Annotated in this window: 18 protein-coding genes; 10 read left to right on the forward strand and 8 right to left on the reverse strand. The window is 43.3% G+C overall.

Going from position 1 to position 17745, the window contains the following annotated elements; all coding sequences use genetic code 11:
* Positions 1 to 95 precede the first annotated feature (95 nt).
* From GCHA_RS21510 to GCHA_RS21525, 4 genes are all read left to right on the forward strand, one after another.
* Positions 96 to 815, forward strand: coding sequence for a 3-deoxy-D-manno-octulosonic acid kinase (locus tag GCHA_RS21510; RefSeq protein WP_007992119.1), 720 nt, complete (start codon positions 96 to 98; stop codon positions 813 to 815).
* Positions 816 to 941: 126 nt separating this feature from the next.
* Positions 942 to 2345 carry a capsule assembly Wzi family protein gene (locus GCHA_RS21515; RefSeq protein ID WP_007992120.1) on the forward strand — a complete coding sequence of 468 codons (1404 nt, stop codon included), beginning with the start codon at positions 942 to 944 and terminating at the stop codon, positions 2343 to 2345.
* A gap of 48 nt (positions 2346 to 2393) precedes the next feature.
* Positions 2394 to 2876 carry a pantetheine-phosphate adenylyltransferase gene (gene coaD, locus GCHA_RS21520; protein WP_007992121.1) on the forward strand — a complete coding sequence of 161 codons (483 nt, stop codon included), beginning with the start codon at positions 2394 to 2396 and terminating at the stop codon, positions 2874 to 2876.
* 75 nt (positions 2877 to 2951) lie between these two features.
* Positions 2952 to 3998, forward strand: a complete 1047-nt coding sequence (locus GCHA_RS21525; protein ID WP_007992122.1) for a CDP-glycerol--poly(glycerophosphate) glycerophosphotransferase — start codon at positions 2952 to 2954, stop codon at positions 3996 to 3998.
* Positions 3999 to 4024: 26 nt separating this feature from the next.
* Here GCHA_RS21525 and mutM read toward each other — a convergent pair whose 3' ends face one another.
* The 6 genes from mutM to radC all read right to left on the reverse strand — a co-directional run bounded on the left by mutM (position 4025) and on the right by radC (position 7652).
* Entirely contained in the window at positions 4025 to 4837 is an 813-nt protein-coding gene (mutM, locus tag GCHA_RS21530; RefSeq protein ID WP_007992123.1) for a bifunctional DNA-formamidopyrimidine glycosylase/DNA-(apurinic or apyrimidinic site) lyase, read from the reverse strand.
* Positions 4830 to 5357 (reverse strand): hypothetical protein, encoded by a 528-nt coding sequence (locus tag GCHA_RS21535; RefSeq protein WP_052018011.1) that lies wholly within the window; start codon positions 5355 to 5357, stop codon positions 4830 to 4832. Before GCHA_RS21535 ends, mutM begins: the two co-directional genes overlap by 8 nt.
* Before the next feature lie 150 nt (positions 5358 to 5507).
* Complete coding sequence (gene rpmG, locus GCHA_RS21540) at positions 5508 to 5663, reverse strand: 50S ribosomal protein L33 (RefSeq protein WP_006993456.1); 156 nt, start codon at positions 5661 to 5663, stop codon at positions 5508 to 5510.
* Between the two features lie 12 nt (positions 5664 to 5675).
* Positions 5676 to 5912, reverse strand: coding sequence for a 50S ribosomal protein L28 (gene rpmB / locus GCHA_RS21545; RefSeq protein WP_006993455.1), 237 nt, complete (start codon positions 5910 to 5912; stop codon positions 5676 to 5678).
* Between the two features lie 139 nt (positions 5913 to 6051).
* On the reverse strand, positions 6052 to 6864 hold the full coding sequence (locus GCHA_RS21550; RefSeq protein ID WP_007992128.1) for a glycosyltransferase family 2 protein: 813 nt from the start codon (positions 6862 to 6864) through the stop codon (positions 6052 to 6054).
* Between the two features lie 113 nt (positions 6865 to 6977).
* Positions 6978 to 7652, reverse strand: a complete 675-nt coding sequence (radC, locus tag GCHA_RS21555) for a RadC family protein (protein ID WP_007992129.1) — start codon at positions 7650 to 7652, stop codon at positions 6978 to 6980.
* A gap of 143 nt (positions 7653 to 7795) precedes the next feature.
* On the opposite strand from radC, the gene coaBC reads away from it, so the two are divergent.
* Both coaBC and slmA read left to right on the forward strand, forming a co-directional pair.
* The gene (coaBC, locus tag GCHA_RS21560) at positions 7796 to 9031 is read left to right on the forward strand and encodes a bifunctional phosphopantothenoylcysteine decarboxylase/phosphopantothenate--cysteine ligase CoaBC (RefSeq protein ID WP_007992130.1); all 1236 of its coding nucleotides are present in this window, start codon (positions 7796 to 7798) and stop codon (positions 9029 to 9031) included.
* Positions 9032 to 9097: 66 nt separating this feature from the next.
* Complete coding sequence (gene slmA, locus GCHA_RS21565) at positions 9098 to 9691, forward strand: nucleoid occlusion factor SlmA (protein ID WP_007992131.1); 594 nt, start codon at positions 9098 to 9100, stop codon at positions 9689 to 9691.
* 72 nt (positions 9692 to 9763) lie between these two features.
* On the opposite strand, the gene GCHA_RS21570 is transcribed toward slmA, so the two are convergent.
* A complete protein-coding gene (locus GCHA_RS21570; protein ID WP_007992132.1) occupies positions 9764 to 11596 on the reverse strand; it encodes a DUF885 domain-containing protein in 1833 nt (610 codons plus the stop codon).
* 163 nt (positions 11597 to 11759) lie between these two features.
* Complete coding sequence (locus GCHA_RS21575; RefSeq protein ID WP_007992133.1) at positions 11760 to 13418, reverse strand: M28 family metallopeptidase; 1659 nt, start codon at positions 13416 to 13418, stop codon at positions 11760 to 11762.
* 339 nt (positions 13419 to 13757) lie between these two features.
* On the opposite strand from GCHA_RS21575, the gene GCHA_RS21580 reads away from it, so the two are divergent.
* The 4 genes from GCHA_RS21580 (at position 13758) to GCHA_RS21595 (ending at position 17740) form a co-directional block, all read left to right on the forward strand.
* Positions 13758 to 14081, forward strand: coding sequence for a DUF1820 family protein (locus tag GCHA_RS21580; RefSeq protein ID WP_007992137.1), 324 nt, complete (start codon positions 13758 to 13760; stop codon positions 14079 to 14081).
* Between the two features lie 45 nt (positions 14082 to 14126).
* Positions 14127 to 15902 (forward strand): DUF885 domain-containing protein, encoded by a 1776-nt coding sequence (locus GCHA_RS21585; RefSeq protein WP_007992138.1) that lies wholly within the window; start codon positions 14127 to 14129, stop codon positions 15900 to 15902.
* 242 nt (positions 15903 to 16144) lie between these two features.
* Positions 16145 to 16846, forward strand: coding sequence for a hypothetical protein (locus tag GCHA_RS21590; RefSeq protein WP_007992139.1), 702 nt, complete (start codon positions 16145 to 16147; stop codon positions 16844 to 16846).
* A gap of 21 nt (positions 16847 to 16867) precedes the next feature.
* Positions 16868 to 17740 (forward strand): hypothetical protein, encoded by an 873-nt coding sequence (locus GCHA_RS21595; RefSeq protein WP_007992140.1) that lies wholly within the window; start codon positions 16868 to 16870, stop codon positions 17738 to 17740.
* Positions 17741 to 17745: the final 5 nt, after the last annotated feature.

Consider the following 17745-nt stretch of genomic DNA (forward strand, 5'->3'; position numbering starts at 1 on the left):
TTACACGGGTTGTGCTGCCACTTAGTGCATAAGCTCGCATTCAAGGGGGATACAGGTATACACTATGCCAAATTTTGCAACGCACTTTGTGTTAAATGCCAAACATTCAGCAAACATCGACAAATCGCAGCACCATTATATTTGATGCTGAAATATTCGCAGCCCCTGATTTAAATATTTTTGATGGCCAATATTGGCAGGCAAAACAACAACTCACTGGCAGCGCCACCGGCCGTGGTACTACGTATTTTTTTAAGCATGACAACCATGAATACGTATTGCGTCATTATCGCCGCGGTGGCTTAATCGGCAAACTAATCAAAGACAGTTATTTGTTCACAGGGCTGTCACGTACTAGGGCGTGGCGGGAGTTTACCCTGCTTGAACAAATGCATCGACTTGGGTTACCGGTACCTGAACCCGTTGCCGCACAAGTCACACGGCAAAACGTGATGTACAAAGGGGATATCATCATCAAGCGCATTCCTAACAGTCGAGACATGTTCAGTTTTTTGTGTGATGCCCCACAACCGGATACCACTTGGCAGGCCATAGGCGCCTGTATTCGACAATTCCACGACCACAATGTTTACCACCATGACTTAAATATTCACAATGTCATGCTCGACGACAATGGGAAAATTTGGCTTATCGATTTCGATAAATGTGCCATTCACGCCAGCAATAATTGGAAGAAGGCAAATTTAGATCGCCTTCTGCGCTCATTGCACAAAGAGCAAAACAAACAACAAACCTTTTATTTCAATGAGCAAAATTGGCAGACGTTATTAACTGCATACGGCGAGCCAGCGTAATAAAGTTAACCTACAGCCGTGCTGGGGATTGATATGATGAATAGTCATTACAAAGCAGATTACAATCTAACGTTGAATTGTTACACTCGATTTTTTGTCACCTGCCGTTTAGGATTGAATAAATAGATGTCACGTTATTGGATACTCGGCTGTTTGCTGATCGCGTCACAAGGATGGGCAAAGGGTCTATCTCCCTATCTTCCTCTGCAAATTTCACCCGAAATTGAATCTCAAATAGAGAAAGTGATGGCACTCACACCTGGCGCCCCGCTTACCAAGCCTTATAAAGCAGCTGATGTTATGCGCCGCAACAAACTGATTGCGTCGCGTTTTCCTGAGCTTCATCGCTCTGTAGACGCATACTTAGCGCGGTTTAAAGACACATTAGCCTTAACTCATGTCAGTGCTTCAGTTTCTGCAGGTGAGGACGAAAGTAGCCCAATACCGAATCAAAGAGGCATCAAGCGCAACTCGAGCTATCAAGTTTCAGCTTCTGGGGTAGCGTTTATCTCGCCCTATGCCTACGTGGCTGGTGGTGCCGTATATGCCGATGGCGAAGATGCCGTGTTATATAACACCCATGTTGCCTTCGGTTATGAATATGCGCAAATTGAAGCTGGCTACCGAGAGCATTGGTTCTCGCCTATGCAGGATTCAGCACTGCTTAGCAGCACCAATGCCAAACCTAGCGTGTCCGTCACGCTTAGCAATGCGACTCCTATTACTGACTGGGATATTCGCTATGAAGTCTTTTACGCGAAACTTGATGACACCATAGGCATTAGCCAACAAGGTGAGCTTTTTAATGGTGAACCCAACTTGTTGGGGCTACACCTCAGCATATCCCCTGTTGAAGCTTGGACAATAGGCTACAGCCGCACATTAAAATATGCTGGGGCTAATAACAATTTAAGTATCGGCGATGCATTTCAGGATCTGTTTAGCCCCTCCGGTGAAGACAACACCCCCAGCCTTAACCCACAAGCGCTTGCAAGTGACCAAAAAACGGCTATCTCTAGCAAGATAAACCTGCCTTTTGCGTTTCCTGTATCTGTATACGGTGAACTCGCTTTTGACCATGCTCCAGAGGTTAACGAACAAGAAACTGATGACAAAGCACTTGCGTTTGGAGTCTATTTCCCTATGGTAACCAACGACATATCATTACGTTATGAGTTTACCCGTTTAGACGAGCTTTTCTACCAGTCCGGTTTTTATACCGCGGGTTACACCAATGAAGGGCAAGCGCTTGGTCACTGGGCGGGAGATCTTTTTCCCTTGCAAGAACAAGTACAAAAAACCACACATTCGTTGAATATGAATTGGAGATTCGCATCTGATCAGGTTATCGATGTGACACTAAGAACTGCAGACGGCGATTCTAATTCCAACGCGCAACAAGCATTTAAAGAGCTAACAGTTCGATACAGCTACGCAACGCAATACGGTTTCTGGGGCCTTGATCTTGATGTAGGCGAAGACCGTTTTGGCGAACAATTTAAACGAGTAAGTGCATTTTACCGCTGGTAAGCATTTAACGAGGCGGCAAAAGCGGCCATATTGATAAGGTATAAAATTATGCACACAAAAGCTGTCTACCCGGGCACATTTGATCCGATTACTAATGGTCATGCGGATTTAATTGAGCGCGCTGCTAATATGTTTGCCCACGTCATTGTTGGTATAGCAGCAAACCCAAGCAAAAAACCTTTGTTTAGCTTGCAAGAACGGGTTGAATTGATAAAAAAAGTGACAGCACATCTACCTAACGTTGAAGTGATCGGCTTCGAAGGTTTGCTTGCTGACTTTGCGGATAGCCAAGGTGCCACAGTGCTCATCCGCGGCCTTCGCGCAGTATCTGATTTTGAATATGAATTTCAGCTGGCCAACATGAACCGTCGTTTAAACCCTAATTTAGAAAGTATTTTCTTAACGCCAGCAGAAGAAAACTCTTTTATTTCATCAACACTGGTTAAAGAAGTGGCGCTGCACCGAGGGAAAGTAGACCAGTTTTGTCACCCTGCGGTACAAGCTGCGCTGAAAGAGAAGCTACAGCAATAACTTAGCACACTATATTTCTACACGACTTCGCGCTTACCTTGTTAAGCGCGTGACCAAGGATCCAATTGAGAAAACATGGCAAAACATTACCTTTTTTACATATCTGAAAATTACTCATTTCAAATACTGCGCCCGTTGCAAGATGAGATACACCGAAGAGGCGACACCGTCGCTTGGTTTGTAGAAGGTAACAACGTTAATAAAGCTTATTTCCAACCACAAGAAACACAATTACCCAATGTGCAGGCTGTCATCGATTATCAACCTGTTGCCGTATTTGTTCCTGGCAACATGGTGCCTTCATTTATTCCCGGTTTAAAGGTGTGCGTACGTCACGGTTTTATCGGTTTTAAAACGCGTAAAAAAGATGGTTTAAATTATTCATTTATCATTCGTGATTGCTTTGATTTGTATTGTACTCATGGTCCGTCAATGACCGATACGTTTAAACTACTTGAGAAAAAACATCAGTTTTTCAAAGTCGTCGAAACCGGTTTTTGTAAAATGGATCCGTTCTTCAATAACCCTCCTAAGATCGACAAAACAGACCCGCGCCCTGTTGTGTTATTTTCATCGACTTTCTCACCTAGAATGTCCCAAGCAGAAGCACTGTTGCCAACCATAAAACGTTTATCTCAAGATACGAAGTGGCGCTGGTTAGTAACCTTCCACCCTAAAATGGCGCAAAGTACCGTAGATGCCTACAAAGCGGCTCAGCATGATAATTTGACCTTTGTTGAAACTGACAATGCGATGCCATTGATGTTAGAGGCCGATTTAATGCTGGGAGATAACTCATCCATGCTGGTTGAGTTCTTGATGCTGAATAAGCCAGTAGTAACGATGAAAAACCAATACCCCAAGCCGCATTTTATTAATGTGACCGACCCAGCCGATCTTGAGAAAAGCATTGAATACGCATTAACAAGACCTGCAGAATTGATGGAGAAATTGGGCGACTACGCAGCGCAAACTCATCCTTATACAGATGGGCAATCAAGCGCACGCATAGTAGATGCCACTCAAAACATGCTCTGTAACCCCCCTAAGCTAAAGAGAAAGCCATTTAACTTAATTCGCAGTATTAAAATGCGTAAAAAACTCGGGTATTGGGGCAGATAAGAGCTCAGACGCCAAGCTTAAGGCTATTAGGTTTGGCACTGCTCACAAAAGAAAGTATTACGCTGCCCTAGGGTAACTGACTGTATTTCACTCGCGCAGACTTCACATGCTTTACCTTTGCGCCCATACACGCGCAGGTGCTGTGCAAAGTATCCAGGGTTGCCATCGGCTTGCGTAAAGTCTTTTAAGGTCGTACCGCCCTGCTCTATGGCTTTCGCCAAGACGTCTTTAATAATGTCACCGAGCGCGAGGTACGTTTTTTTGCTGACTTTTTTAGCCGCTTTTCTGGGATCAATGCCGGCTATAAACAAGGCTTCATTCGCGTATATATTCCCAACCCCAACGACCACTTTATTATCCATAATAAAGTTCTTTACGGCCACACTCTTGGTGCGGGAAAGATCATATAAACGCTGCCCATCAAAGTCCGCTGTTAGTGGCTCAGGGCCGAGGGCCGCAATCATGCCTATCTCTGGTTCACTGACATCTTGCCACAAGCAAGCACCAAAGCGCCGCGCGTCGTTAAAACGCAGGCACACACCGTTGGTTAATACGACATCAAGATGATCATGTTTGATAACGGGGGTATCACTGTTCACAATCCGCAACTTACCCGACATGCCTAAGTGCAAAATAATGCTGCCTGCATCCGTATCAATAAATAAGTACTTAGCGCGGCGTCGCACATCATTGACCCGCAGCCCTTCGGCTAGATGTACTTCATCAGGTACCAACCAGCGTAATTGCTTGTGACGCACAACGACCTGCTTAATTTGCTGGCCAATTAAGTGAGGGCTAATGCCTAAGCGGCTGACTTCAACTTCGGGTAATTCAGGCATTTGGGGTATCCGTTAAAAAGAGCTGTGACCAGGTCATATTGGTAATTTTATATAACTGAGCGCCTTGGGTTGGGTATTGTACAAGCATATCTTCCCCTACCTGAAAAAACAGGTAGTGCCTAGGCGCACTTTCTCCCGCTAGCCATAGATTAACCTGTGTAGCTCCCGTCAGCGTTGCATTACCAATGGGGGCAAGTTCAGCGTTTTGCCACGCTATAACAAGGTCTGTAAGGGTCTGATTGTCAATAACGGTTTGATTCTCACGCGTTACCTGGTTTTCTTCGCTAACTAAGTCGTTTGATGGCGGTACAAAGCGCCACCCCCTGCCTACTCGCTCAATAGTATAAGCGTGGGTCACAATGCTAGTGAGCATGGCATCATGGGGAATAAGTACATCGATAGCTTCATCTGTAGCGCCCTCATTTGAAAAGAGGTTTCCGCTTAGATTAAACATTAAGATAAGCAACAGCATGGAAATAATCAGGACGTTATTCCAAGCGCGAGAGGTGAGTCGGATCATGATGAAATAAAGTAAAGTGGCAGTGTCATCTACTGATTATGTCATGTAATGCACAACACAAAACAGTCTATTTGATCGCTTTACATGGAGAAATATAACGCAAAAAACCCGACATAAGCCGGGTCTTTCGGGAGACAAAACAAGTATTAATTACTTAATTTTGGCTTCTTTAAACAAAACGTGCTGACGTACTTTAGGATCAAACTTTTTGATCTCCATTTTGCCAGGCATGTTACGTTTGTTTTTATCTGTGGTGTAGTAAAAACCGGTACCAGCAGAAGACACTAACTTGATTTTATCACGCATAATCTGTGTTCCTTAAATTTTTACGCCATTGGCACGGATATCAGTCAATACTGAATCAATACCTTTTTTATCAATAATACGCATACCTTTAGCAGATAAACGCAATTTAACGAAACGGTTTTCGCTTTCAACCCAAAAACGGTGGGTTTGTAGATTTGGCAAAAAACGACGACGAGTCGAGTTTTTAGCGTGTGAACGGTTGTTACCTACCGCTGGACGCTTGCCTGTCACTATACATACTTTGGACATCGTATTTGTCTCCAAACAATTCTAAAAATACTTAGCTCCGACAAGCATGCAAATACGCGTGCCAGCTTTAGCTATCAACAAGAGGGCGCATTTTATACAGCAAACTGCGAATTAATTCAACGATTAACTGAGAAAAACCCTAGTCTTTTATTATGCCATAAGCAGTACGGGTTAATTTATTGGATTTCGTGGTCGCGCGAATTGCTTTATTTTTAGCGATCATTTCTGGTTTAACATAACTGTGATCATGCTCTAGGTGCAGACAAGCCGCGGAATAGCGAATTTGAATACCACGTACACCTCGATTCATTAGACGCTCACCAAGCTCCCTATCTTGGCCACCATACTGCATTCGCTCATCAAAACCATTTACAGCAAAAATATCTTCGCGCCAGCCCGATGCATTATGCCCGTTCCAGGTAGGTTTAGCAGGCGTGACTGAATTTAATATGACGCGCTTCCATTGCAAGGTGGTCAATTTTCCGAGTTTTCGATTACGTTTGACGCCATTTTTCACTAACCAATCTCGCTCAAACGCTTGGCCCGATGCAATATGTTGCTGACTGATTAGATCACTGGTAGGCATCGGGAGTTTAAAATAACCACCCGACAAAAATTTGCCCGGGCGGGCGTGCGCTTTATGCACAGCAACAAAGTCTCGACGAGGAATACAATCTCCATCGGTAAACAGCACATAATCACAGGTACTGACGAGCAATGCTTTATTCATAATGCGCGACTTTTGAAAGCCTTCGTCCTCTTGCCATACGTGTTTGATATCTAAATCTGAGCTTTGAGAGAAACGGTCAATACAGGCTTTTGTATCAGTAGTTGAACCATCATCTGCAATAATTAACTCAAAATTTTTATCTGTTTGATAATGAAATCCCCACAGCACTTTTTCGAGCCAAACAGGTGAATTGTAGGTGGTAAAAATGACAGATATTTTCATGGTAAAACCGCTTTAAATGATAAGATTGCTCCTGACATCTAAGCTTGTTTTTTTGACAACCTTATGACCGCCACATGACACTTTTGTGGTAATTGCGTCTCCTTAGACCAAAGCTAAATTAAGCCCCGCTCAGCGAACGAAACGGCAACGCCGTCACCCACCACCAGATGGTCAAGCACTTTGATGTCTAGTAGGCCCATGGCGCTTATAATACGTGCTGTAATGTGCTCATCCGCTTGGCTTGGCTCGGCCACGCCTGATGGATGGTTGTGAGTCAAAATCACTGCAGCTGCGTTATCTTCTAATGCTTGTTTCACTAACACACGTGGGTAAACCGACGCACTGTCTATGGTGCCAAAGAACATTTTTCTGAATTTGATCAGCTGGTGCTGACTATCGAGTAATAGCATCCCAAAGACTTCATTGGGTTCGTCGCGTAATTGAGATATCAAAAAATGTTTGGTTTGTTGGGCGCTGTTGAATACCGTTTCACGTTGGAGTTGTTCGGCGAAAAAACGTTGGCTTAACTCAATCGATGCTTGCAACTGAACAAATTTCGCTTCACCTAACCCCTTGGCTAAACAGAAATCTTGCTGACTTGCGCTTATCAAGCCACGCAATGAACCGAAGGTATTTAACAGATTGCGCGCCAAATCAACGGCACTGAGGCCTTTAATGCCAGTACGCAAAAATATTGCCAGCAGCTCAGCGTCAGACAACGCACTCGGCCCCTGGGTGAGTAACTTTTCTCTTGGTCTTTCGTGGGCTGGCCATTGGGTTATTTTCATACGTCCCTGTCTTGTTAAACGTTTCTATTTTGCGCCAACCACACGCACAAAATGCGAAATAAGTGAAAATTAAGCCTAGCAAAAGCGGTCTATTCCAGCCAATAATGGCCCCATAAAGTGAGTAATATAGTAAAATGATCCCTATGCAATTAGCCCAAAAAAAGATACTGCTTGGCATTACAGGTGGTATAGCAGCCTATAAAACCCCAGATTTAGTCAGAAAACTTACTGCGCTTGGTGCACAGGTGCGCTGCGTGATGACTGCATCTGCTGCTGAGTTTGTTAGCCCGCTAGCCTTACAGGCTGTCTCAGGCCACCCTGTAGGTGACGATTTATTAGACCGTAATGCAGAAGCCGCAATGGGACATATAGAATTAGCCAAATGGGCCGACAAAGTGCTCATTGCGCCAACCACAGCAAACTTTATGGCCAAATTAGCTCACGGTTTGGCGGATGATTTATTATCGACTTTGTGCTTGGCCACCAGCGCGCCCATTTACATCGCGCCTGCAATGAATCAGCAGATGTGGCATGCCAAAGCGACACAGGCAAACCTAGGCGTATTACAACAAAGAGGCGTCACGATTCTAGGCCCTGCTCCAGGTGAGCAAGCTTGCGGCGATGTTGGCTTAGGCCGAATGTTAGAGCCGGTCGATATAGCCAACATGTTAGCCCAAAGTTCAATGGAGCCTTTACTTGCCAACAGGCATATTGTTATTACAGCAGGGCCAACGCGGGAAGAAATCGATCCTGTGCGTTTTATCAGTAACCACAGTTCAGGGAAAATGGGTTACGCACTGGCAAGCGCTGCTGTAGCCTTAGGAGCAAAGGTCACTCTAGTATCAGGACCGGTTAACTTGCCTTGCCCAGCGGGTGTAGATTTGGTCAACGTAGTCAGTGCTGAGCAAATGCATAGTGCAGTGATGAAAGCGGTGGGCGCGACTCAGTCCGATACAGCTAGCAATAACATGCAGCCAAATTGCGACATATTCATTGGCTGCGCCGCCGTAGCAGATTACAAACCACAGCAAAAAACTGAGCAGAAAATTAAGAAGTCCGATACTGAGTTAACACTTACTTTTACTAGAAACCCTGATATCCTTAGCGACGTTGCCCATTTAGCTCAACCACCTTTCACGGTTGGCTTCGCCGCAGAAACACAAGATGTGGCCCATTACGCCCAAGATAAGCTGAAACGCAAAAAGCTCGATATGATCGCCGCAAACGATGTATCGCAAGCTGGTTTAGGCTTCAACAGTGAACGAAATGCACTCAATGTTTATTGGAATAATGGTGGAAAAAACCTTGGCGTTGCCGATAAGAGTCAGTTGGCGATTTCGTTAATGACATTGGTCGCACAGCGCCACGCAGTAAAATAATATAAAACACACCAAGGATTAGCTCGTTAGGTAATAACGCACATAGAGGTCTCGTTAGGATAGAAAATGGCTATAGCAAAAAAGATAAACCGCCGTGCACAAATATTACAAGCACTTGCCAGCATGCTGCAAACCAACCCGGGGCAACGCATTACCACCGCAAAATTAGCAGCCCATGTAGGCGTTTCAGAAGCCGCACTGTACCGCCACTTTCCCAGTAAAGCACGCATGTTTGAAGGCTTAATCGAGTTCATTGAAGAAACGCTTTTTTCGCGAATAAATAAAATTATCAACGAAGAGAAAGACTCTACAACTCGGTGTCAGCTTATTCTTCGCTTGATTTTAGGTTTTGCAGAGAAAAACCCAGGGATCACTCGTATTTTAAATGGTGATGCCTTAATGGGTGAACAAGACAGGTTAAGAGATCGTATCGCACAATTATTTGAACGTTTAGAGACTCAATTAAAACAGGTGCTTAGAGAAAGAAAGTTGCGGGAAGGAAAATCACTACCGGCAGAAGAAGCGATCATTGCGAATTTCTTAATTTGTTATGTAGACGGGCGAATCAATCAGTTTATTCGCAGCAAGTTTACCCGTCGCCCTACTGAGGGCTTCAACGATCAATGGCAATTAATCAGTGCCCAGTTCTTTTTGAACTAGTTTCTCATCGTCAAACATTAAAAAGCCTGTTTAGTATCAGCTAAACAGGCTTTTTGTTTTTACTCAGTTAGCCTATTCCACGTTCGCGACCCAGTCTTTTACTTTCTGCTCAAGAATATTCAGTGGTACTGGTCCGTCTTTTAGCACAACAGTATGAAAAGCGCGGATATCAAACTGATCGCCCAATTCTTTGTTCGCCCACTCGCGTAATTCCATGATTTTTAATTTGCCTATCATATAAGCTGTTGCTTGACCTGGCATGGCAATGTAACGCTCAATGGCTTTAACAGAGTCATTTTTCGGGTTCGGCGTGTTCTCAATTAAATAGTTAATCGCTCGCTCGCGGCTCCACTTTTTACTATGAATACCTGTGTCAACCACTAAGCGGCAGGCGCGCCATAATTCCATTGCTAGACGCCCAAAATCAGAATATGGGTCTTGATAGAAGCCCATGTCCTTAGCTAGCTCTTCTGTATACAGCCCCCACCCTTCTGTGTAAGCGGTAAAGGAACTGTATTTTTGAAACTCTGGGATGCCGTCAAGTTCTTGCGCTATCGCGCGCTGCATATGATGGCCAGGTATCCCCTCATGATACGCTAAGGCTTCCATTTGATAAGTAGGCATATCATTCATGTCATACAGGTTTGCGTAGTAAATTCCGGGGCGCGAGCCGTCTTTCGCTGGACTTTGATAAAATGCTTTGCCTGCTGATTTTTCGCGAAATGGCTCTACCCGCTTAACAATCATGTCAGCCTCAGGTATTAAGCTGAAATACTCAGGTAATTTGTCACGCATGGTATCAATGAGAGCCTTGGCTTCAACTAAGTATGCTTCGCGTCCTACATCGTTATTCGGGTAATAGAATTGTTTGTCGGTGCGCATAAACTCGAAGAATTCGTTCAAGTTGCCATCAAATTTAACCTTTTTCATGATACTACGCATGGCTTGATGGATACGCTCAACATTCTCTAAGCCGATTTTGTGTACATCATCCGCTGTCAAATCAGTGGTGGTAAACCATGCTAAGCGGTTTGCATACCACTTATCACCATCCGGTAATCGCCATACACCATCACCTTCTGGGGATAGTTCACGCTGAACAGTTAGCTCGTTAATCAAGGCCTCATAAGCTGGCTCTACAGACGTTAAAAGTGCCTCTTTAGCATCATCAAGTAACGTCTTACGCTCACTGTCAGTGATGTCTAGTTTGCTTACCTTGTCTTGAAAGTCCTGCCAAATGCTAGACGCCTCATCAGTGTTATCAAAAGGCGCACCAGAGATTACATTTTTTGACGCTTGTAGCATTTGATCGTAAGACCATTTGGGCGGGAACACGCCTGTTTCTTGCCTAATACGTAACTGCTCAATCACTTGCGAAAATAACGTTTTTACTCTTTGTAAGCGACTGATGTAGGCTTGAGCATCTTTTATGTCAGTAACCCGATGCATATTGATTAGAAAGCTGGGTACCCTGGTGTGATAAGCACTGAACTGGTGCATTATATAAGTATGATGACGAAATTTATCGTTGGCCAGTTTACGCTCCAGCGACACTTTATTTAATGCCAAGCTCACTTTCTCTTCTTGGCTTAACTGACTTTCGTCAAAGTTTTTTAAGCGCTGTAACTGTTTCTTAGTAAGCTCGCTGCTTTGCTCAATAAACGTTTCACTGATGTTGTCCCACTTATCGTAATCCCACTTATAACCTAAACGGCTTTGAAATTGGGGCGAGCGATGCAAGCGCTGCTGGAAGTTATCAGCAAAAAAAGCAGCTAGTCGTTGTGATTCTGTTTGAGCGGCTTCGGCCGTTTGAGAGTTGGTTGCTTTAGTTTGACTGGTTTGCGCGTTCAGTGACGTAAGCGTCATAGATGCTGCAATTGAAAGGGCGAGAATGGATAATTTCATATTAGCTCCCTGATATTTTTTACTATGAATTTGAATGCGTTTGAGGTCGTTCCTTACCATTTGTAACCATGTTTATAGTTACACAAAGCAAAATGAGTGCAAGTTAGTGAGCTTGCACTCATTAGCAGATAATGCATAAGACGGTAACGCGCCTTATACGCTCTTAGTTAGAGAATGTATCACCAAAGAAGTCGCCTTCATTCCAACGTGAACGCTCTTCTTGATTAGCCAAGGTGAGGCCAATGTAATAATTCACTTCGGCGAATTTAGTTGCTGCTTTCCAGTTAAAAGGCTGGTTAAAGTCGTCTCCTGGTTTGTGGTAGTTAGTCCCCAGGAATTCACCGAATTTTTTACTGCCATCAATAGCAGGATCCGCTGATTGTAAGCCGGGCACTAAAAATACTGATGGAACGCCTTGTTTTACAAAGCTGTAGTGATCAGAACGGGTAAACAATGCTTGCTCAGGCCACGGATCAGGGCTTAGGGTTAAACCAATTTTTTCTGCAGCCAAGCTAACAGACTCTTTTAAATCACTGTGATCAGCACCAAAAGCAATCACGTCGTTAAATTCGTAAGTCAAAATGGGCATGTCTAAATTAACATTCGCTACCATAGCGTCTTTTGCCACTGTAGGGTTTTGTGCAAAGTAATCTGAACCAAGTAACCCCTTTTCTTCTGCTGTGACCGCGACAAACAAAATGGAACGCTTAGGACGCTCAGGCATTTGGCTAAACAAGCGCGCAGTTTCAAGTAACACAGACGTGCCAGATGCATTATCCATGGCGCCGTTGTTGATCTTGTCTTTCTTAACTGTTTTGGCGATACCTATGTGATCAGAGTGCGCTGAGTACACTACGTATTCATTTTTTAGCCTTGGGTCTGAACCTTCTAAGATTGCAGCTACGTTAGGGCTACTAATGGTTTTGTGTTCGCTGCGCTTGCTAAAATCAATGCTGACTGGCAAAGAAAAACCTTTAGGTGATTGGTCTTCTTCGAGCAATTGATAAATTTGCTCTAGGTTCATGTCGGCATTGGCAAACACCATTTCAGCGGCTTCTTTGCTCAAATAGGCGCTGTTTTTAAGCGCAGGATACACATTGGCAGGTTGGCCGCTTTTGTCTAACCATCGCACTGTTGGGGTATGAATATAATTTAATAGATTTTGATAAGGACGAACCTTCTCAGCAGTAGGCGTGCTGATAGTCACGTAGCCTATAGCACCATGCTCTGCTGCGTGGCGTTTCTTTTCATTGGTGGAGCCAAAGTGTGCTCCTTCTTCACTAGGGAAAGACGCAGGCTTGCCGGAAAGGACAACTACCACTTTACCTTTTACGTCTAAATCGGCGTAATCATCATGGTCAAGTTCAGGGGCAACTATACCGTACCCAGCAAAGATCAATTGACCTTTGACGTTAGCCAGTTCGCTAACTGGGCTAGCACTGGTAATGTATTGCTTGGGGTACGCTAACTCTACTGTTCCTTTAGCCGTTTCAAGTACAAATGACGGCGAGGCTTGATCAAGCGAAGCTTGGCGAAAAGGCGCGCGCTGCAAAAAGCTGCCGTTATCACCAGCCGGCGTTAGGCCATAACCTTCCAGTTCCGAGGCTATATATAAAGAAGCAATTTCGTGTCCACGGGCACCAGTATCACGCCCTTCAAGTAAATCATCAGATAAAAAACGTAAATGAGATTTGATTCGCTGTGCATCAGCATGAACACTTTGTGAGTTGTTTTTGTCAGCGTTAGCGTTTTGCGTAGTTGATTGACAACCAGCAAGCATAAGCCCAGCTGAGAGCATGCCTAAATACATGATTCGGCGCATTATTAATCCTTTCTATCGTTGTGTGTATATTATTTTATTAACAGATTGACGAGCCACGTACCTATTGGCAAGCAGCGAGGGCAAAATAGCCGTTGCTCTGTTGTTCGATAAATTGTACGGCAAAGCCAACACTAAACAAAACAAAGTACGTTCAACGAGAGGTTTTATCGGCTCACCTGTCCTTTGCTGCACATATTCACCCTCTAATATCACCCTCTAATCACCCTCATTCTTTATTTGCGAGTACTTGGCGAAAAGACAAGGACTGGGTAGACTGCAGCACCTTTTTAAATGTTTTAATTTTAAAGCACTATTTCTAACCTTTAATGACTCAATATTATGCCAAACAATACTTCTCTTTTTAGAATTCAATTTATCGCCAATGGGGTACGTTACGAGCTGTATGTGCGCGAGCTATGTCAGGGCAGCTTATTTGGTTTTATCGAAATAGGCGATTTTGTTTGGGATAACCACACCAGCGTTGTGGTGGATCCAAGCCACGAAAAACTCAAAGATGAATTTGCTGATGTCACCACAACTTATATTCCCATGCATAATGTTTTGCGTATCGATGAGGTAAAAAAACAAGGCACAGCTAAAATCAGTGAATTATCTGATAAGGTAACAGCTTTCCCAAATCCTATTTATACCCCGAAAAAATAAATACCCTGAACGCAAATAATAATCACAAGACAATGAGGGAACACTATGTATAAACGCAGTTTGATACTCGCGGCGCTAATGTTTAGCCTTTGCTTTGAGCAAGCAGCCTTTGGGGCAGGCCAGGCTGCACAAACGCGTAAACTTAGTGCCCTTTTGGAGCAAATTTGGCAATACCAGTTATCTGTTGATCCTATAAAAGCGACGCGTTATCAAAACAATCGCTACAACGACAAACTAAAAGATCTTTCTCCCGAAGCTTTAAAGGCAAACGTGCAACGTAATCAGCAGTTTCTGGCCCGGCTAAAAGAGATAGACGATAGCGAGTTAAACCACCAGCAAAAAATCAATAAACTGATGCAAATGCGTGAATTACAAAATGACATCGATTTGTATCACTATAATGCGCATTATATGCCGATCACATCGGAATCAGGTTTTTATAGCTCGTTGGCCTTTTTACCAGCCTCTGCCCCTTTTAAGACAGAGCAAGACTATCGTAATTACCTAGCTCGCTTAGCTGAATTCCCACGTTATTTTGACCAGCAAATTGCCTGGATGAAAAAGGGCATTGAAAGCGGTCGTGTTCAACCAAAATCCGTACTCGCTGGATTTGATAACACGATTAAAAAGTTTATCACTGACGATGTACACGACAGTCAATTTTTCGCACCCTTTAAACGCCTTGCCGACTCAAGCTTTAGCTCTAACGTACAAGCCAGTTTATATACCCAGGGCGAATCTGCCATTAACCAAAGTGTGCTACCAGCCTATCAGCGCTTTTATGATTTTTTAGTCGACCAATACATTCCTAATGCGAAACAAGATATTGCGGCCAGCACATGGCAAAACGGTGCTGAGTTTTATCAAAACCGCAGTGACTATTACACTAGCACCACGCTAGATGTAGCCGACATTCATCAAACCGGATTACAAGAGGTGAAACGCATCCGCAGTGAGATGCAAAGCGTGTTAGACACCCTTAATTTTGACGGCGACATCAACCAATTCATTCAGCATTTACGCACCTCTCCCGAATTTTATGCCACCAGCACTGATGAGCTTCTTATGCGCGCTTCCTATATCGCAAAGCGCATTGATGCCACACTTCCTCAATTGTTCTACACGTTACCGCGCATACCTTACGGCGTGGCCCCAGTACCGGATAATATTGCCCCTAAATACACTACAGGGCGTTATATTGCTCCCACAAGGAACGATCAACCTGGCTACTATTGGGTAAACACCTATGCGCTTGATAAGCGCCCTTTGTATGCCCTACCCGCACTAACGTTACATGAAGCCGTGCCTGGCCATCATTTGCAGATATCACTGGCCAGTGAAATGCAAGACTTGCCCCCTGTACGCCGCTATACCTACATTTCAGCTTTTGGTGAGGGTTGGGGCTTGTATTCTGAATATTTGGGTAAAGAAGTGGGTATTTACACCACTCCTTATGAAGAGTTCGGTCGTTTAAGCTACGAAATGTGGCGCGCGTGTCGTTTAGTGGTAGATACGGGCATGCATATGCAAGGTTGGTCACGTCAAAAAGCAATTGATTACATGCTAGAAAACACCGCATTATCAGAGCATAACGTAACAACAGAAGTCGATCGTTACATATCTTGGCCTGCCCAAGCCTTATCATACAAAATAGGTGAATTAACCATTAAGCGTCTGCGTAAAAAAGCCGAAACAGCATTGGGTGACAAATTTGATTTACGCGCCTTTCATGATGCCGTGCTCGCTTACGGCTCAGTGCCCTTGTCGATTCTAGAGCAGAATATTGATACGTTTATTGAGGACAACTCTAAATATAAATGATGCTTGCTGGCATATGTGAAGATATGCCTTTCACTTTTTTACACTCTCAATAAAAATTGTAGCTAATTGGATACATTCCATTTACACTCATTCTCGAAGAATTGGGTAATTAATTTAACATTAAGTTAAATATCTCTGCCTATTGATTCAAATTCTAGATAAAAGCCACCAAACACCAGCTTGTTTTACGCGAGCATAAAGTTAGGTGAAAAATAATAATAAAAATTGCTAAGGGACTAACCATGCTTAATTTTCGTCATTCCGTAAAATGTCTATTCATCGTCATTACCACTTTAATTCTTGCAGCTTGTGGAAGCACACCTCAGCCACTAGTTGAAATAGAAAGTAATGTATTCACCAAACCTGAAACTTCTGTTGGTTACGTATATATATTGCCTGAAGAAAAAGCGACGACCCATATTTACGGTGCAAGTTGCTTACTGTGTTATGGCGTAGCTTCCTCATTAACAAGCAAATTGGATACGCATTTAGAGGGAACGATTGATCAGCAAGAACTGAATAATATAAGTGCTCTTGTTTTAGAGGAGTATTCAATAAGAACATCAAATATCAAAGAAGTTACTTTAGCCGTACCTATTTCGAAATTAAGTAAATTTAAAGGTGAATTAGGGTTTGCCAAAAAAGATTTCAGAGCACTTAAGGATTCTTTAGGAGTAGATATTTTAGTTGTTTTGGAACTACATCGACATGGCGCTTACAGAAGCTTTAGCAGTTATGTGCCTAACGGAGATCCACAAGGTTATATAGCTGGGCTGCTTTATGCTGTTGACCTTAATTCTAATGCATACATTCAATATTTAGAGTTAGATGAAAAAGTTCAGCCAGAAGGTGAATGGGATGAGCCAACAACATTTCCGAGCGTCACTACTTCCTATTACCAAGCGGTAGAAAATATAAAAAATAGAATTCGCAACGCTATTTAATTGACGAGTATTAATACGTTAATGCGCTTCTTATTTTTATCAGTCTTCTTTCTCATTCTTGGGTGTAATAGCACGCCCAATAGAGATGATTATGCCAAACACGTAAATACGATGGGCAAGGCATTTCATGGTGAAAATAAACTAGCCTTTAGCTTTACTCAAAGCGAAGGAATTGATTTAAGAGGCATTCACAACCGCGATGATTCAACCAGTTCGACTCCAATACTTTATCAAGGCGGTGCTGGTTTAGTAGGAATGTTTGCCCAGATTGGCGCTCATGCTGCCTTTATTAATTCATCTCGCAACGCTAAGTTAGCCGAAGAGCAGGAGCGAGCCGACAGTAAAATTTCACCTCTAATTAATTTGATCAGTGGTGTTTCTATTTTTAGTTTGCTTGATAGAACTGATTCTTTATTTGTCAAAAATAACGACGTCGATAACGAGACTCTTAGATTGAAACCCATTTTTTTCTCAAATGAGAAAATGAATCAAGTTATTTTAAAACTCATTGCTTGGTTGCCAGACGAGAGAGGACGAACAAAAAATCTTCGTTATCAGAATATGATTCAGGTATTCAGCCCTATCCTTTCAGAAGATGAGCACGCTTTATTCATCGACAAAGATAATGATGACGTTAAGCGAATGATGGCAAGGCAGTTAAACACCGCAATCCATATCCTTCAGGGTGATTTAACAGGGCGTTACACTGGTCTTAATGAGCCACAAAACACTTTTACTATATTGAGAAACAACAGATCTAAAGTTGTACGAGGAAGTGTTGTAGATAATAGGTGTGGCTTTCAAGTGGTTCAAGATTTACATTCATGGTACATCGCATTCCCAACAGAAACACCGGTTCAACAAGTTACACTCTCCTCGCCTGAACAGTGCTAAGGTAA

The sequence above is a fragment of the Paraglaciecola chathamensis S18K6 genome (genome assembly GCA_000314955.1).
Classification (GTDB): domain Bacteria; phylum Pseudomonadota; class Gammaproteobacteria; order Enterobacterales; family Alteromonadaceae; genus Paraglaciecola; species Paraglaciecola chathamensis.

Coding starts and splice junctions, on each gene's coding strand:
- GCHA_RS21510 (WP_007992119.1), top strand. CDS start 96: ATGCCAAACATTCAGCAAACATCGACAAATCGCAGCACCATTATATTT.
- GCHA_RS21515 (WP_007992120.1), top strand. CDS start 942: ATGTCACGTTATTGGATACTCGGCTGTTTGCTGATCGCGTCACAAGGA.
- coaD (WP_007992121.1), top strand. CDS start 2,394: ATGCACACAAAAGCTGTCTACCCGGGCACATTTGATCCGATTACTAAT.
- GCHA_RS21525 (WP_007992122.1), top strand. CDS start 2,952: ATGGCAAAACATTACCTTTTTTACATATCTGAAAATTACTCATTTCAA.
- mutM (WP_007992123.1), bottom strand. CDS start 4,837: ATGCCTGAATTACCCGAAGTTGAAGTCAGCCGCTTAGGCATTAGCCCT.
- GCHA_RS21535 (WP_052018011.1), bottom strand. CDS start 5,357: ATGATCCGACTCACCTCTCGCGCTTGGAATAACGTCCTGATTATTTCC.
- rpmG (WP_006993456.1), bottom strand. CDS start 5,663: ATGCGTGATAAAATCAAGTTAGTGTCTTCTGCTGGTACCGGTTTTTAC.
- rpmB (WP_006993455.1), bottom strand. CDS start 5,912: ATGTCCAAAGTATGTATAGTGACAGGCAAGCGTCCAGCGGTAGGTAAC.
- GCHA_RS21550 (WP_007992128.1), bottom strand. CDS start 6,864: ATGAAAATATCTGTCATTTTTACCACCTACAATTCACCTGTTTGGCTC.
- radC (WP_007992129.1), bottom strand. CDS start 7,652: ATGAAAATAACCCAATGGCCAGCCCACGAAAGACCAAGAGAAAAGTTA.
- coaBC (WP_007992130.1), top strand. CDS start 7,796: ATGCAATTAGCCCAAAAAAAGATACTGCTTGGCATTACAGGTGGTATA.
- slmA (WP_007992131.1), top strand. CDS start 9,098: ATGGCTATAGCAAAAAAGATAAACCGCCGTGCACAAATATTACAAGCA.
- GCHA_RS21570 (WP_007992132.1), bottom strand. CDS start 11,596: ATGAAATTATCCATTCTCGCCCTTTCAATTGCAGCATCTATGACGCTT.
- GCHA_RS21575 (WP_007992133.1), bottom strand. CDS start 13,418: ATGCGCCGAATCATGTATTTAGGCATGCTCTCAGCTGGGCTTATGCTT.
- GCHA_RS21580 (WP_007992137.1), top strand. CDS start 13,758: ATGCCAAACAATACTTCTCTTTTTAGAATTCAATTTATCGCCAATGGG.
- GCHA_RS21585 (WP_007992138.1), top strand. CDS start 14,127: ATGTATAAACGCAGTTTGATACTCGCGGCGCTAATGTTTAGCCTTTGC.
- GCHA_RS21590 (WP_007992139.1), top strand. CDS start 16,145: ATGCTTAATTTTCGTCATTCCGTAAAATGTCTATTCATCGTCATTACC.
- GCHA_RS21595 (WP_007992140.1), top strand. CDS start 16,868: ATGCGCTTCTTATTTTTATCAGTCTTCTTTCTCATTCTTGGGTGTAAT.